The sequence below is a fragment of the Microvirga aerophila genome (assembly GCF_003332305.1).
GTDB classification, from domain to species: domain Bacteria; phylum Pseudomonadota; class Alphaproteobacteria; order Rhizobiales; family Beijerinckiaceae; genus Microvirga; species Microvirga aerophila.
The window spans coordinates 16,657-30,589 of record NZ_QOIO01000017.1; the positions used below are offsets into that span (position 1 = coordinate 16,657).

18 protein-coding genes and 1 pseudogene are annotated in these 13,933 nt (G+C 64.8%); 7 read left to right on the top strand and 12 right to left on the bottom strand.

The window, feature by feature from the left end:
- Positions 1 to 33 precede the first annotated feature (33 nt).
- Positions 34 to 891, bottom strand: coding sequence for an AAA family ATPase (locus tag DRB19_RS11210; protein ID WP_162815654.1), 858 nt, complete (start codon positions 889 to 891; stop codon positions 34 to 36).
- A 416-nt stretch (positions 892 to 1,307) separates the two neighbouring features.
- Here DRB19_RS11210 and DRB19_RS11215 point away from each other — a divergent pair, with 416 nt between their 5' ends.
- On the top strand, positions 1,308 to 1,634 hold the full coding sequence (locus DRB19_RS11215; protein ID WP_147021703.1) for a hypothetical protein: 327 nt from the start codon (positions 1,308 to 1,310) through the stop codon (positions 1,632 to 1,634).
- A gap of 18 nt (positions 1,635 to 1,652) precedes the next feature.
- Here the strand turns inward: DRB19_RS11215 and DRB19_RS11220 are convergent, their stop codons facing one another.
- Together DRB19_RS11220 and DRB19_RS11225 are read right to left on the bottom strand one after the other, a co-directional pair.
- Complete coding sequence (locus tag DRB19_RS11220; RefSeq protein WP_114186130.1) at positions 1,653 to 2,000, bottom strand: DUF6634 family protein; 348 nt, start codon at positions 1,998 to 2,000, stop codon at positions 1,653 to 1,655.
- 164 nt (positions 2,001 to 2,164) lie between these two features.
- On the bottom strand, positions 2,165 to 2,494 hold the full coding sequence (locus DRB19_RS11225; RefSeq protein ID WP_162815655.1) for a DUF6634 family protein: 330 nt from the start codon (positions 2,492 to 2,494) through the stop codon (positions 2,165 to 2,167).
- Positions 2,495 to 2,668: 174 nt separating this feature from the next.
- On the opposite strand from DRB19_RS11225, the gene DRB19_RS29885 reads away from it, so the two are divergent.
- Complete coding sequence (locus tag DRB19_RS29885; RefSeq protein WP_162815656.1) at positions 2,669 to 2,911, top strand: helix-turn-helix domain-containing protein; 243 nt, start codon at positions 2,669 to 2,671, stop codon at positions 2,909 to 2,911.
- Positions 2,912 to 3,173: 262 nt separating this feature from the next.
- Here the strand turns inward: DRB19_RS29885 and DRB19_RS31480 are convergent, their stop codons facing one another.
- The 8 genes from DRB19_RS31480 to DRB19_RS11260 form a co-directional block, all read right to left on the bottom strand.
- Positions 3,174 to 3,302, bottom strand: coding sequence for a hypothetical protein (locus DRB19_RS31480; protein ID WP_276330606.1), 129 nt, complete (start codon positions 3,300 to 3,302; stop codon positions 3,174 to 3,176).
- A 157-nt stretch (positions 3,303 to 3,459) separates the two neighbouring features.
- Positions 3,460 to 3,843: a GGDEF domain-containing protein gene (locus DRB19_RS11240; protein WP_245439421.1), complete on the bottom strand. Its 384-nt coding sequence runs from the start codon at positions 3,841 to 3,843 to the stop codon at positions 3,460 to 3,462.
- Between the two features lie 4 nt (positions 3,844 to 3,847).
- Positions 3,848 to 4,054: a hypothetical protein gene (locus DRB19_RS11245; protein ID WP_114186135.1), complete on the bottom strand. Its 207-nt coding sequence runs from the start codon at positions 4,052 to 4,054 to the stop codon at positions 3,848 to 3,850.
- Positions 4,055 to 4,103: 49 nt separating this feature from the next.
- Positions 4,104 to 4,958 (bottom strand): universal stress protein, encoded by an 855-nt coding sequence (locus DRB19_RS11250; RefSeq protein WP_114186136.1) that lies wholly within the window; start codon positions 4,956 to 4,958, stop codon positions 4,104 to 4,106.
- Positions 4,959 to 5,045: 87 nt separating this feature from the next.
- Positions 5,046 to 5,216 carry a hypothetical protein gene (locus DRB19_RS29890; RefSeq protein WP_162815657.1) on the bottom strand — a complete coding sequence of 57 codons (171 nt, stop codon included), beginning with the start codon at positions 5,214 to 5,216 and terminating at the stop codon, positions 5,046 to 5,048.
- 192 nt (positions 5,217 to 5,408) lie between these two features.
- Positions 5,409 to 5,720: a GreA/GreB family elongation factor gene (locus tag DRB19_RS29895; RefSeq protein WP_147021705.1), complete on the bottom strand. Its 312-nt coding sequence runs from the start codon at positions 5,718 to 5,720 to the stop codon at positions 5,409 to 5,411.
- Between the two features lie 14 nt (positions 5,721 to 5,734).
- Entirely contained in the window at positions 5,735 to 6,289 is a 555-nt protein-coding gene (locus DRB19_RS11255) for a GreA/GreB family elongation factor (RefSeq protein ID WP_114186203.1), read from the bottom strand.
- A gap of 460 nt (positions 6,290 to 6,749) precedes the next feature.
- Positions 6,750 to 6,989, bottom strand: a complete 240-nt coding sequence (locus DRB19_RS11260) for a hypothetical protein (RefSeq protein ID WP_114186137.1) — start codon at positions 6,987 to 6,989, stop codon at positions 6,750 to 6,752.
- 307 nt (positions 6,990 to 7,296) lie between these two features.
- Here DRB19_RS11260 and DRB19_RS11265 point away from each other — a divergent pair, with 307 nt between their 5' ends.
- Positions 7,297 to 8,238 carry a LysR substrate-binding domain-containing protein gene (locus DRB19_RS11265; protein ID WP_245439423.1) on the top strand — a complete coding sequence of 314 codons (942 nt, stop codon included), beginning with the start codon at positions 7,297 to 7,299 and terminating at the stop codon, positions 8,236 to 8,238.
- A gap of 89 nt (positions 8,239 to 8,327) precedes the next feature.
- Here the strand turns inward: DRB19_RS11265 and DRB19_RS11270 are convergent.
- Positions 8,328 to 9,779, bottom strand: a pseudogene (locus tag DRB19_RS11270) (homospermidine synthase).
- 956 nt (positions 9,780 to 10,735) lie between these two features.
- On the opposite strand from DRB19_RS11270, the gene DRB19_RS11280 reads away from it, so the two are divergent.
- The 4 genes from DRB19_RS11280 (at position 10,736) to DRB19_RS11295 (ending at position 13,928) form a co-directional block, all read left to right on the top strand.
- The gene (locus DRB19_RS11280) at positions 10,736 to 11,341 is read left to right on the top strand and encodes a hypothetical protein (RefSeq protein WP_114186139.1); all 606 of its coding nucleotides are present in this window, start codon (positions 10,736 to 10,738) and stop codon (positions 11,339 to 11,341) included.
- Positions 11,342 to 11,358: 17 nt separating this feature from the next.
- Positions 11,359 to 11,808 carry a DUF421 domain-containing protein gene (locus DRB19_RS11285; protein WP_114186140.1) on the top strand — a complete coding sequence of 150 codons (450 nt, stop codon included), beginning with the start codon at positions 11,359 to 11,361 and terminating at the stop codon, positions 11,806 to 11,808.
- Positions 11,809 to 11,960: 152 nt separating this feature from the next.
- Positions 11,961 to 12,734: an ankyrin repeat domain-containing protein gene (locus DRB19_RS11290; RefSeq protein WP_245439425.1), complete on the top strand. Its 774-nt coding sequence runs from the start codon at positions 11,961 to 11,963 to the stop codon at positions 12,732 to 12,734.
- A gap of 261 nt (positions 12,735 to 12,995) precedes the next feature.
- Positions 12,996 to 13,928 (top strand): LysR family transcriptional regulator, encoded by a 933-nt coding sequence (locus tag DRB19_RS11295; protein WP_114186141.1) that lies wholly within the window; start codon positions 12,996 to 12,998, stop codon positions 13,926 to 13,928.
- Positions 13,929 to 13,933: the final 5 nt, after the last annotated feature.

A 13,933-nucleotide genomic window follows, 5' to 3' on the forward strand; every position in this document is an offset into this window, starting at 1 on the left:
ATGCATTTGTCCCCGTGCGCGCCGTGACCGAGGTCAGTGCCTCACGTCCCTGCTCGCCAGAACAACCTCGATCAGCCTTCGCAGCTTGCGCAATGAACCGCCCGGCCATGCCTTCATCACGGCTTCGATTTCGATCCCGTCCAGCGAGCTGCCCCAGCGGCGATCCAATCCTTGCTCGGCCAGGATGTCGGTGATGATCTGGCGGCAGAGGATCGGCAGGTGCTCGGGTCCAGGCTCTGGAAACGGAATCACTCGGCAGCGGTCCCGGAGCGGGGCCGAGAGTCCCTCAAGAGAGTTGGCTGTCATCAGCCATGTGACGTGGGAAAGGTCACATGGCGCCTGTACATAGGGATCGTGAAAGCGGGACGCCGTCTCCCGTTCCAGGAACGCGAGAAGTGCATCATGGACCTGACCGTTGTGGCGGGAGGTCCCGACCTTCTCGATCTCGTCCAGGATCGCACCCGGTCCTGCGGCCTTGTAGCGTGTGATGAGGGCAACCGGGAGAGACGGTTCGCCGGTCGACCATCGACGGGGAGTGCCAGCGAAGGAGCCATCCGAAACCCCGCCGCATGGAATCAGGTCGTGGGGCAGATTGAGAACCCTCATGAGGCGGGTCGTGAAGCGGGACTTGCCGCATCCAGGAGAGCCGACAAGGATAGTCGGGCGGATCTGGACATGGGATCGGAGCGCGACGTCCCGAAGGACGTCGTCGATCACGTCTGCTGCATACGGGAACTCCGCCCTCAACGTTGCGCGAGCCGCTTGGAGATCAGGCATCGGAACCAGGGGCAAGGCCTTTCCGGTGAGTCCCTCGAGCTCCTTCGCGACCTTCTTCCCTTCCCCTGTGTTCGCGTTGCCGACGTGGCTGAAAATGACGGCTGATGTTGACATGGCGACTTCCGAGCGGCCCGTCGGGGGTGAGGCTCCCGGGGCCTTCGCAGGTTCGTTCGCCGGGAGCTTTCCGCTTGCGGTCTCCCCCCATCCGTCATGGCGAGCAGTGTCTGGAGTGCTTGGTGCTCCACGAACTCGGTGAGCAATTGCCCATAGCGGTTGACCAATGTCGCTGGCTCGCCCCGGCATGGCACCCGGATCTCACGTCCAAGATAAGCGTACTCAGGATCGGATGTTGCGTAGAAGAGCCAACCCAGTGCGGCCTTGACCATTTTGAGGGCGGTTGCCCGCTCGTCAGGGTACGACTCCAGCGTAGTGGCCATTAGGACTGTATCGCGGGCGAGTGCGAACACGGCGCGATGGTCACCAAGGTGCGCGAGATAGATCCGACACCGCAGTCGCCAGGAGCGGACGCCGTGTGGCAGACTGGCTTTGGCGTCCTCAAGGACGTCCGTCAGCGCCCTGACTTCGTCCGCTCCGGCACATACGGTGAGTTGCTCCAGACCGTTGATGACTGCGGCGAAGTGGGGGTGGTCTGCCCTACGACGCAATCGAGGCATCAGCCGCTCGGCAAAGGCCTGCATGTCCTGCTGGATGTCGTCGCCAAGGAACGGCATCCCCTCGAGAAGTTCTTGCTCCGTCGGCAGGTGAAGGCCTGCCAGAGCGGCTTTCCGCCTCCGCTCGAAATGCCTCTGGTCACGATCTGGACGGTGACTAGGATCCCGGGATGGCATGTGTGCTGACATGGCGAATGCTGCTTTTCAGGACGGACTGATAGGGGCCAGCGGACTTCCGAGGCGGTACCAGCCCGCGAGGCCCCTTACCCAACCTTGCTGTTCAGCGAAGATCCAAAGATCCGGCATTTCCCTGAGGGTTTCGCCTTTTGGAAGGAACAGATCGTCAGTCGAGTCGGCCATGATCCTCAGGGATGGCGTGGATTTGATCTCGATGCTCCAATTGTTGAGGATAGGAGCCTCAGCCAGCTCCTGGGCAGTGGGTCCACGCCCATCCTGAATTGCTCGGAGAACCGCACTAAGGTGTTCGAGCCCATCGATCAGCCGGGCAACGGCGTCCCGGCCCAAGATCCGATCCTTGAGGATTACGAACATCAAGTCCCTCCTATGGTCTGAAGCGGCGTCTGCCGGAAAAGATGTGCGGGACGGCTGGGGTACAGCCATGCAGTGGGCTCACTCGTCGGGACGATAAATCAGGGTTTCGTGCGCTGAGATGAGTGGCTCCCAGCGGAGCGGGCGCACCCGTCACACCCTGTGTGTCACTTTCGGAGCTTCTCCGGCTGCCCGAGACGGTACCAGCGCTCCAGCGTCAGTACCCAGCCTCGCGGCTCGGCAAGGACCCAGAGATCCGTCGAACAGAAGCCGAGATACTTCTCCGGCAGATTGCCCGCCACACGCCCGAACAGGACTTTTGCGGGTACGAATTCCGTGGCCCAGTTTTCTATGACCGGGGCGCTGGCGAGGTCGTCCTCGGTCGGACCGGCGCCTGCATGGATCGCCCTCAGGTTCGCGGCGAGGCGCTCGAGACGATCGGCCGTCAGGAGCATTCTGTCCATGTCAGTGAATCCATCGCCTTCAAGTTCGAACATGCGACGCCTCCAAGGCTCGATAGAATCGAATCCTTGGGTCTGTATACGTCCGCGACGGCGTCCTGTCTATCGAAATGTCCGTTCAATGGACACGAAGCTGGTCAGATAGGACACGAAATGGCTAGAAAAGGACAATTGTTGACAAGCTCGCGTTGGCGCTGCCGATGTGACAGGATGCTCGCCACGCCCAAGCTCCTCAAAGCAGCCCGTAACCTGCTTGGCCTTACCCTTGATCAAGTTGGAAAAGCCGCTGGCTTGAGTGGCAAGACCGTCGCTCGCGTCGAGGCAGGCGGAAAAAGGACGACCATCGATGCTGCTGAGGCGATCCAAGCCGTGTACGAGAGGAGAGGCGTCCAGTTTCTTCAGGAGACCGGGGAATACGGCGAGGGCCTACGCCTTCCCAAGAAGCCCAAGTGACATTCGCGCGCCCTCTGCTGGATAGTCTCGCGGTCGCCGTCACAAGCACGGGACGGCCTCTTCCGTCAGCGCAGTTCGATCTGCCTGAGGCGAGAGCTCATCCCAGCCGGACTGTTCCCCGACATTCGTTACGATTTCCATTGCCGTAGGCCGGGCCTGCCTGTCACAGGCCCGGCCGACGTGGCCGAGCTTGCGCTCAAGTCTGGCAGGATTGAGGCAATCGGGCTCCGTCCCCGCCATCCACAGTGCTGGAGCGACAGCATCACACCCACTTCCCGGCCCCGAGCAGGCGCATGGAGTTCGCCGTGACCAGCACTGTCGCCCCCGTATCCGACAGGATCGCGGGCCAGAGTCCCGTCAGGCCCAGGTGACGGACCACGGCCGTCGGCATGGACGATCTACGCCATACTGCCCAGGAGCGATCCCGCCCAAAAGGAGGTAGGGCGTTGGTTAGCATGGATTCCAGGCTTGCTGGAGGTGCTTGCGCCATGTGAGAAGCGGATGTCATGGCCGGCATTGCGTCCGTGGCCACTTGGCAATCGGCGTCCTCAGCGCTCTCCGTCGAAACCGACCTTGGTGCGGTTCCGCCCCTCCTCCTTGGCCGCGTACAGCCCCCGGTCCGCCCGGCGCAGGATTGAGCTGCGATCGTCGTCCGGCAGCGCCTCGGTGACACCTGCGCTGAACGTGCAGGGCAGCTCAAGCTCACCGTGCCCCAGAACCGCCGGAGGGAAGCCCTCCCGGATGCGATCGATGATGCGCGGGGCATCGTCGAGACTGACCTCGGGCAGCAGCAGCAGGAACTCCTCCCCACCCATGCGGCCCAGATGATCCTGGGCCCGCACCCTCCCCCGGCAGAACCGCGCGAAATGCTTGAGGACGTCGTCGCCCGCCTCGTGCCCGTGCGCATCGTTGATGGCCAGGCCTGGAAGCACAGGACTAGGCCGAGACCGCCAGAACAGGCGGGAACAACAGGGCGAAAGGATCCTTCCATGAGCCGACAAGCCCGCTCATGGCGGATGCATAGGCGATGAGCAGGAACGACTGCGACGTGAGCAACGAGTTGAGGCGGCTCGACAAGAGATCGCTCTGGAACTTGATCTCACCGCGATAGAACTTCAGCAGTTCACGTTTGTCCTCAGGCATGATTGGCTCTCCTGCGGAATCTGGTGGAACGCCGAGGCCATTGTCCTTGTCATCGAAGCGGCGGGACGGCGAGGATGTCGACGTCGAGGGACCGCAAGACCTCCTCGGTCACGCTCCCGAGCAGCGCCTTGGCGATTCCCGATCGGCCGTGTGTTCCGATGATCAGGATGTCAGGGTTCAGTTGCTCGACAGCCTTGGAGATCACCTCGAACGGCGCGCCCTCCTCGATGTGCATAGACTGTCCTCGATCATCGAGTCCGTTCACCTCCAGGAACGCGGTCAGTTCCTTGGTGGCCCGCAGGCGCTCATCGGCCACGTGCCCGTCGATGGTGTCCTGGCTCAGCCCGGCATAGAACATCTGCCCTTTCGCCAGCGGCTGGAAGGCATGAACGAGCGCAAGCCGGGCGCCACCGAGCAGCCCCAGGACCCTGCTGGTCCTGATGGCGTTCACGGACGGCTCGGACAGGGCAATGGCGGCCATCGCCGTCCGGTAGGGCCGATCCACCTCCCTGTTCACCATCAGGACCGGGAACGGACCCGTGCGGATCACGCGCTCGATGGTCGTCCCGATAAGGATGTCGCGCAGGAGTTGCTTGCGGTGGGCTCCCATGACGACGAGGTCCGCGCCCGTCGATGCGGCCGCGCGCACGATGCCGTCGAACGGGTCGCCCTCAACGACGAGCGCGCGCGACCGGAGCCCACACAGTTCGGGAATCGCACCGGTCTGCTCGCCGAGGATCCGTCCGGCCTCGCGGCTTTCGAGCGCCACCAGGTCCGACGGCTGGTCATCGTCCACGACGTGCACGAGGGTGAGATCGGCGCCGCTGTCCCGCGCCAGCAGGCCCGCTCGCCGCAGGGCCCGTTGTGAGCGGGTCGAGAAGTCCGTCGCTGCGAGGATGTGCATGGGTTCGTCTCCTGTGGGTTCGAATGTCCGGAGCTTTCACGCAACCTCAACCGGGTTCCCGCATCCCGCTTTCCGGATCGGTCTCCCCTACCCGATCTGGTCAATCACTTGCTTCCGGATCTCCTCCCGCGTCAGCGGGCTGGGTTGCGGCGCCCATGCCGGAATCACGGCTGCCTTTGCCTCGGGCGGCCGATGGATGTCCAACCTCTTGGTGGCCGGGATCTTGCTGGCGACCGGGATCTTGTTTCCGTCTTTCATTCTTCTTCTCCTTTGGCGCTTCGGGGCGAGTCCCTGCGGCGTGTTTTCGTTGTGGACTCAGGCGTTGAGGCCGGCCATTCGCTCGGGCTGGAAATGCACCCGTCGCACCCTCCGCCCGTTGGCCCCTGCCATTCCACCGACAGGCCGATGAGGGCCGCACCAACCTGTCTCAAAACCGAGACCCGTCCGGTGTCAGGGGTGCTCCTCGCCCGGATACACCAGCGTGATGCGACGAATCTCGCCCATCACATTGTCCAGGTATTCTATCTTCGAATGCATCGTCACGACATCCGGGCGGATCGCACCGGGTGTCACGATCTCCGCACGCTCGAGTTCTTCCGCCGCATCTCGGCGGCCGTGTCGACTTGGCTGTTCACGCCTGCGGTCGCGATCCACATCAGCCGGTCGTAATCCATGGCAGATATGGTGATAGGGGGCAGGTCCACCTGTTCCATTGCCTTGTCCGATATGACTCTGCGCCTGGCCGCCGTCGCGGCCAGGCATTTTGGCTCCTCTGATCAGGACCGTCCGCAGACGATCACCGAGACCGGATCGCTGGCCGGAAAGGTCTCCATCAGGGCATCATCAAGTCGACGCTCAAGATCCTCCCTCGAATTGCCATGCCCAGCGCCGGACGGATCGGGGCCATTCCGGGCAGGTTCCGCGTCATCCGGCAGAAGCCTGAACTGGACATCCTCCACCACGACCTCGTGCAATGGCCCGTCTTGTCCCGTCCGGAACGGCATGCGGTCGCCCACGCGAAGGCCGAGCAGTGCGATCCCCAAGGGCGTCAGCACCGACAGTTCGGCACCCGGCCAGAGCAGGTCCTGCGGATGGACTAGGACGTGGGCGTTCGGCCGTCCGCCGTCGATCCTGTAGGTGACCTTCGCATTGGTCGAGACCACGTCGTCCGGCAGCGCGTCGGGATGGCAGAGCGAAGCCCGCCGCAGCTCCGACATCAGGAACTCGCGATTGGGCCTGCGCCGATTGTGCTCCATGGCCGCGACGGACATGAGGCGGTTGTAGTCGTGCGTCGCGATGGTGACGCGCGGCAAGTCAATGGCTGTGTTCATGGAATCCTCCTTTGCGGCCCCGACCCGGGTCAGCGGAAGCGCCGCCTTGGGCAAACTGCCGCCCTCACCCGTAATCGGGCTTGCTGAATTCGACTGTGCGGGATGTGTCATGACCCCGAACGACGGCGGCGCGAGGCGCCTGCCCCGGTTCGGGGTTCAGCGGCCTGCGAGGAGGCGGCCTCCGCGGAGGAAGAGGATGTGATGCGAACTAATCATGACAATATCAAAGTAAGCATCAGAAGATGAGATTCAAGCCCGGTGATGCCGAGGGAGCATTCGGGATTGGTTCCTCCCTGTTGATTTCGCCTTTGCCTGGACGAAAGCTCCGATCGCCATCCTCTCATCAGGTGGCCGGAAGCCATGGGGCGCGGATCCGAGAACCCGCGCCCCAATTGCCTCATATGGGAGGGAAATGCGCGCAAGTCGTCGGCGCGCGCATCCCGCTCATGCTTCCCAGCCGTTACTTGACGGCTCCGACAATGCTGCCCGTGTCGGCACAAGCGACCGGCACGCGGGAATTGGTCGTGCTGTCGTACACCGTCCGGCAAGGCACGCCGTCCACGAACATGATCTCGTGGGGAGCCGCATAGGGGAACAGGGAGCCTGGTGTGCCCTGAATCGGGTTGGGCTGCGCTATGACCGGACTGATCGATCCAAGGGCCATGAGACCGGCGCCCGCAAGCATGGCAATACGTTTCATCTCTGCATTTCTCCTTTCTCTGGTGAATCACACCTGTTTAGGCAGGTTGTGATAATGCAATGCGCACTTGGCGATGGTCGACCAAGGCACATCCACACAAAACGTGAGCAACGTAGAAACTCAATACTGCACAAAACCCACGTTGTAGCCCATCGAAGTCTGTTCACGATGGTATTCGATGTCGGCATCGGGTGTGAACCGCGCCGCGTCGTTGCTACTCCCCTGGAGATGGGCATCGGGCCTCCATAGGACAAATCGATTGTTTCAATGGTCCCGATAGGCTATGCCGATCTGGTGGACAGCGGGTATGTCGATGAACCTTCGCGATCTCCGCTACATCCTGGCCATCGCCGAGCACGGCCATTTCGGTCGGGCGGCCAAGGCCTGCCACGTCAGCCAGCCGACGCTCAGCGGTCAGGTGCGCCGCCTCGAGGATTACCTTGGCGTTGCGATCTTCGAGCGGCGGACGCGCAGCGTCGTGCCAACGGAGGTCGGCCGACGCATCCTCGATCATGCCCGGCAGGCCCTCGCCCATGCCGATGCCATCGAGGGCGAGGCGCGCGCGGCGCGCGACCCCTTCGCGGGTCCGTTGCGCCTCGGGGTCATTCCGACGGTCGGTCCCTATCTCATGCCGCTCGTGTTGAGGCCCCTGCGCGCCCGGCACCCGATGCTTTCGGTCGAGCTGTGGGAGGATGTCACCGACGATCTCATCGAGCGCCTGCGCGACGGCACCCTCGACGGCATCCTCGTGGGGACGGAGGTGCCGGGGGCCGACCTCGCCTCGGTTCCCCTCTTCGAGGAACCCTTCCTGGCGGTGCTTCCGGCCACGCACCCTCTCGCGCATGCGGGACGGCTCGAAGGACGCGATCTCGCTCCTGACATGCTGGTCCTGGCCGACCCGCACTGCCTGCGCGATCAGACGCTTGCTGCCTGCGGAGGCCATGACGCGCGTGCCCGCGCCCTGCGGGCCGCAAGCCTGGAGACGCTCGTCAACATGGTGGCGGCCGAGTACGGCACGATGGTGATCCCGATGCTCGCGGCCCGCGTGTCCGCGGTGCGCGACGTGGTCGTCCGGCCGCTCGTCGGCGGGGTCGGCCGCACCGTTCGCCTCGTTAGCCGCAAGAGCTTCCAGCGCGGCCCCGCCCTCGATGCGGTGGCGGACGTGATCCGCGAAGCCGCGAACAACGCCATGGTCGAGTTCCTGGATGTGCTCTCCGCGCGCCCTGGCTCCGAGGGCAACGCATCCTGAATGGGCTTCCGTCGCCGGCTTTCATGTCGACATGATCCGGCACAGCCACCTGCCGGATCACGCCTTGGCATGCAGACGTGGAACGACCGCTAGCCGACGAGGACGTTCCGGAACTGCCACGGGTCGGAGGCGTCGATGTCCTCGGGGAAGAAGCCGGGGCGGTTGGCGAGCGGCGTCCAGTCCGTGTAGACGCCGACGACCGACCCCAGGTAGGGCATCTGCACCTCGAGGCAGCGGCGGAAGTCGATGTCGTCCGCTTCCACGATCCCGGCATTGGGGTTCTCCAGCGCCCACACCATGCCGGCGAGCACCGCGGACGTCACCTGGAGGCCGGTGGCATTCTGGTAAGGCGCGAGCTTGCGCGTCTCCTCGATGGAGAGCTGCGAGCCGTACCAATAGGCGTTCTTGCCGTGGCCGTAGAGCAGCACGCCGAGTTCGTCGATGCCGTCGATGATCTCGTCCTCCGTCAGGATGTGGTGCTTCCCTTGGAACTGTCCGGCATTGCCGAACATCTCGTGCATCGAGAGCACGGCGTCGTTCGCCGGGTGATAGGCGTAGTGGCACGTCGGGCGGTAGGTGACCTTTTCGCCCTCGCGCACGGTGAAGTAGTCCGCGATCGAGATCGACTCGTTGTGGGTGACGAGGAAGCCGTATTGCGGGCCAGGCGTGGGGCACCAGGTGCGCACCCGCGTGTTTGCGCCGGGCTGGAGCAGGTAGATCGCGGCGCCGCAGCCCAGGTCATGTGTGCGGCCGTTCTCCGGCATCCAGGTCTCGTGCGTGCCCCAGCCGAGTTAGGCCGGCTGCAAGCCCTCCGAGACGAAGCCCTCCACGGACCAGGTGTTGACGAAGGTGCCCATGGGCTTCGGGTGTTCGGCGCGCTGGGTGTCGCGCTCGGCGATGTGGATGCCCTTCACGCCCACGCGCTGCATGAGGCGCGCCCAGTCCTCGCGCGACTTCGGCTCCTCGTGTTCGAGGCCGATCTCCTTGGCGACATTGAGGAGCGCCTGCTTCACGAACCAGGACACCATGCCGGGATTGGCGCCGCAGCAGTTCACCGCCGTGGGGCCGCCCGGCGACCTGCGGCAGGCCTCGAGGATGATCTCACGCAGGGCGTAATTGGTGCGTGCCTCCGGCCCTGCGCTCCTGTCGAAGTAGAAGCCGGCCCAGGGCTCCGCCACGGTGTCGACGTAGAGCGCACCGAGCTCGCGGCAGAGTTCCATGATGTCGCGCGAGGAGGTGTCCACCGAGACGTTCACGCAGAAGCCCTGCCCGCAGCCTTCCGTCAGGAGCGGCGTGAGGATCTCGCGGTAATTGTCCGGCGTCAGCGCCTTGTTGATGAGGGTCACGCCGCGCACGTCGAGCATGCCGCGGTCCGTGTCGACGGGATCGATGACCGTGAAGCGGTTCCTGTCGAACTCGAAGTGCCGTTCGATCAGGGGCAGCATGCCCTTGCCGATCGAGCCGAAGCCGATCATCACGATCGGGCCGGTGATGCGGCCATGGATGGGCGAGTGGTCATTCCTGGTTTCGGTTGTGTCCATGGGGGTTCACTTGGCCACGCGAGAGGTGGCGGAAAGGTTTCAGTGGGGATGGCCACGACAGTGGGCATCGACGGATGGAGTTGTCTGGAGGTGACCCATTCACGCGCGCCTGACGGCCGGATTGAGGCTGGTTGGTCGACCCGCCGTTGCCCAATCCCGATGCAACCTCGAACCCCTGATCGGCAACATGCCCGCTGGACCCGACCGCGCCGCAAGCTTGGTTGCCGGACAGGTCAGGTGGAGGTGTCGGTTGGCCTGAGCACGGTCAGGTGCCGCTGCGAACCGGACGCCGGAGCGATCGATGCTGCTGGATGGGACGGGCAGGCGCCCTTGGTCCCCGAGCTCGGATGCGTGTTGAGCTCGGGGCTAATTGCCCGCGATCAGATTCCCTGCTCGGTGCAGGCCGCGACAGAATGGTACGAAGCTCAGCATGATGGATGGTTCATGCTCAACTTTGGCCCCGGTGTCAAATGACCGGAGTTCAGCGATGCGATCCCATTCCGATGTGGTCAACCGCCTTTCGAGATCATTTCCTTGAGACAATCGGCAAACCCGCGCGTGTGAGAATCCAGGTGCCCATCGGCCAAATGGTAACCTTGCTTCCTGCACTCCAGATGCCTTGGGAGCCCGCAATCCCCATAGCCTGGAACCTGGGTGGCGGACTGCGGCCAAACGCCGATCCTTCCCCGTCCGAGTTGAACTCCAGGAGCTGGGCTCCATGTTGATGGGATCATGTTCGAACCTTTGTCGCAGAAACGATACCTGACCCGCGCCGGGAGCCTCCAAACGGGCTCATAACCCGGCTGGGGAGGTGTGCCTCATAGGCCCTCCCAGCCGGGCGGACATGCTCTCTCCAACACCATGATCAATCCGGTGCCTGCCCGCAGTCCGGCGGCCCCTGTCATCCCTGGTGGGTCCCGCCGCTCAGCGCCGCGCGGGAGGCCATGTGAGGTCAGATGGACATTCCACAGGATGAACTGGCCGCCACGGCCAGCGACGACGCGCGGGCAAGCGCTCCAAGCCGAAATCCCAAGCCCGGGAACGGGCGCCATCAACCAGGTGAAGCCCCTCGTCGCATCGAGGTCGACGAGGACATGGCCTGGCAGCGGCGGACGTGGGCCATCCAAAGGATCGGTTGGTTCGCCCTGGGCGTCCTCGTCCTGGCCGCGCTGACCGGCGTCTTCGGCTATGGCGCGCTGAGCTGGCAGCAGGCGAGTGATCCGGCTGGCCTCGTGCGCATCGACTACGAACGCTTCCAGCGCCAAGGCTCCGAATTCACCCTGCGGGTGGACATTGAGCCCGAAGCGACAACTGGCGATGCCGTCCCACTTCGCGTGAGCGGCAGCTTCCTCGATGCGGTCGAAGTAAAGGGGATCGTTCCCGAGCCACGGGGGGCCAAGAGCCTCGGCGCCGACGTCGAGTACGTCATCCCGGTAGCGCAGCCGAGGCAAGGAGCCACGATCCGTTTCGCGCTGAAGATGCGGGAGGTCGGCTCCCACACGGCCGAGATCGGCCTGACCGGGCGCGAGCCGGCCCGCTTCACCCAGTTCGTCTACCCTTAGCCCGTGGAGCCACGATCATGGACTCGGTATTCAGAGCCGCCTTTATCTATTTCTTCCTGCTGATCGTGTTCCGCATCGCAGGCCGCCGCACGCTGTCCGAGATGACGACGTTCGACTTCGTCCTGCTGCTGATCATCGGCGAGGCGACCGAGCCGGTGCTGCTCGGCGAGGACCCGTCGGTCGTGCACGCCGCCCTCGTGATCATCACGCTGCTGTTCATCAACATCGCCATGTCGCTGATCAAGAGCCGCTGGAAGACCATGGAGAAGCTCATGGACGGCGTGCCGACGATCATCGTCGAGCATGGCCGCCTCATGCAGGAGCGCATGCGCACGGCGCGCGTGAGCCGGGACGACGTGATGGAGGCCGCGCGCCGCATGCACGGCATCGAGCGGCTGGATCAGATCAAGTACGCCATCGTCGAGGTCAGCGGCGGCATCACCATCGTGCCCCAGGCGAATGGGTAGGTCCGCCATGAGATCGATGTACAGGATCCTCTATCGCCCGCTGCCACGGGCGTTGCGGCGACGGCCTCCGACCACCGCTGAGGACGTCAGGAAGGCCGTGCGATGGCATGCCGGCCTGGCGATCGTCGTCGCCGGTTTCGCACTGGCGCTCTATGTCCATTACCTATAGCGGGACTCGCCTGAAGTCCGGCGTCCGCCGGGGCGGTCCCAACACGCGGAAGGGGAAAATGGTGCGGGTCATGGCCAGTCTTTTCACGCTCGTCGGCTTCGTGGGAGCCCTGTCCGGGGCCGCAGCCATCGCGCAGACGCCGCCTGCTCCGGCCGAGCTCTCGGCCTACCGTGGCCTGCACGCGGCCGCAGCCCGAGGCTCGGACGAGGACATCCGGCGCCTGGCCCAGGCGGGCGCCGACCTCAACACCCGCGACGGCAACGGGCGCACGCCGCTGCATGTGGCGGCGTTCCAGGGGCACGGGGCGGCAGCCCGGGTTCTGATATCCCTCGGGGCGGACCCCGCCCTGCTCGACAACCAGCGCTATGACGCCGTGACCATCGCGGCGGTCAGGGACGACGTGCCGACGCTGAAGGCGCTGCTCGCCGCCGGCGCCAGCGCGAAGCTGGTCACCAGCGTCTACGACGGCACGGCGCTGATCGCCGCGGCCCATCTCGGCCACGACGGCATTGTCCGCGAGCTCATCCGCGCCGGCGCGCCGCTCGACCACGTCAACAACCTGGGCTGGACTGCCCTGATCGAGGCGGTGGTCCTCGGGGATGGCGGCCACCGCCACACGCAAACCGTGCGCGTCCTCCTCGAAGCGGGCGCCGATCCCCGGATTTCCGACAGAAACGGGGCGACGCCCCTTCAGCTCGCGCAGGCCCGCGGGTACACGGGCATGGTGTCCCTGTTGCAAAGGCCCCTACCTCGGTAGAGCCGTGGACTTCCCTGCCGAAGGCCATATCCTTGCCGGATCATGTTGAGCTTGCCGACATTCAGACGCGGCTTGCATCGCGCAGGTAACCTGATCGCGGGCACTTAGCCCCGGGCTCATTCGGCCGCAGCCGCAGCCGAGCTCGGGGCCTCTACAAGCAACCGGAGTTTCTCCGGACTTCCCGGCCGTCCCGACGGCCGATGCTGCGGCGGCTGCCCCACATCAATCCCGTGCATCTCCAGGCCCGTGAAGGATGCCACCATGGACATCGAACTCGCCCGCACATTTCTGGCCATCGTCGAGGCCGGAAGCTTCGTCCGCGCCGCGGAGCGGCTGAACGTGACGCAAACCACCGTCAGCGCCCGCGTCCGTTCGCTTGAGGACCAGCTCCGGCGCCCGGTCTTCCTGCGCAACAAGGCAGGGGTGACCCTGACCGCGGCCGGAGAGCAGTTTCTGCGGTTCGCGCCGACCCTGGTGCAGGTTTGGGAGCGGGCCCGCCATCAGGTCGCGCTTCCGGTCGGGCGTCGGGCGGTCCTCGCCGCGGGCGGTGAGCTGGCGCTCTGGAACCCGCTTCTCCTGAACTGGATGGTGTGGATGAGGCGGAGCGCCCCCGACATTGCCCTCCAGACCCAGGTCGGCCTGTCGGATGACATGTTGCGCCAGGTTGCCAACGGGGTGCTCGACCTGGCGGTGGTGTACTCGCCCCGCCAATGGCCGGGGCTGAAGGCTGAGATGCTCATGGAGGAGAGGCTCGTCCTGGTCACGACCGATCCATCAACAGCCGGCGTGTCCGATCCGGATTACGTGTATGTCGATTGGGGCGCGGACTTCGCGGCCCATCATGGCCTGAATTACCCGCAGTTCTCCAACCCCGGCCTGTCCATCGGCCTGGGGCCGCTCGGGCTGGACTACATCGTGCATGTCGGTGGAACCGGCTACTTCCGGAAACGCGTGGCCCAGCCCTATCTGGCCGACGGCCGATTGCATGTGGTTCCGCATACGCCGGAATTCACGCTTTGCGCTTACGCGGTCCACTCGGAGAACGCCGAGAGCGAGGATCTGGAGACCGCGCTTGAGGGGCTGCGTGAGGCCGCCCGCGCGGACGAGGCGCCGAGCCCAAACCATCGGGTACAGGCGGAACCGAGAGCGGGAAGGTCTGGCGTCGGTCTTGGGGCATCCGTCCCCGCGGAATGAATGCG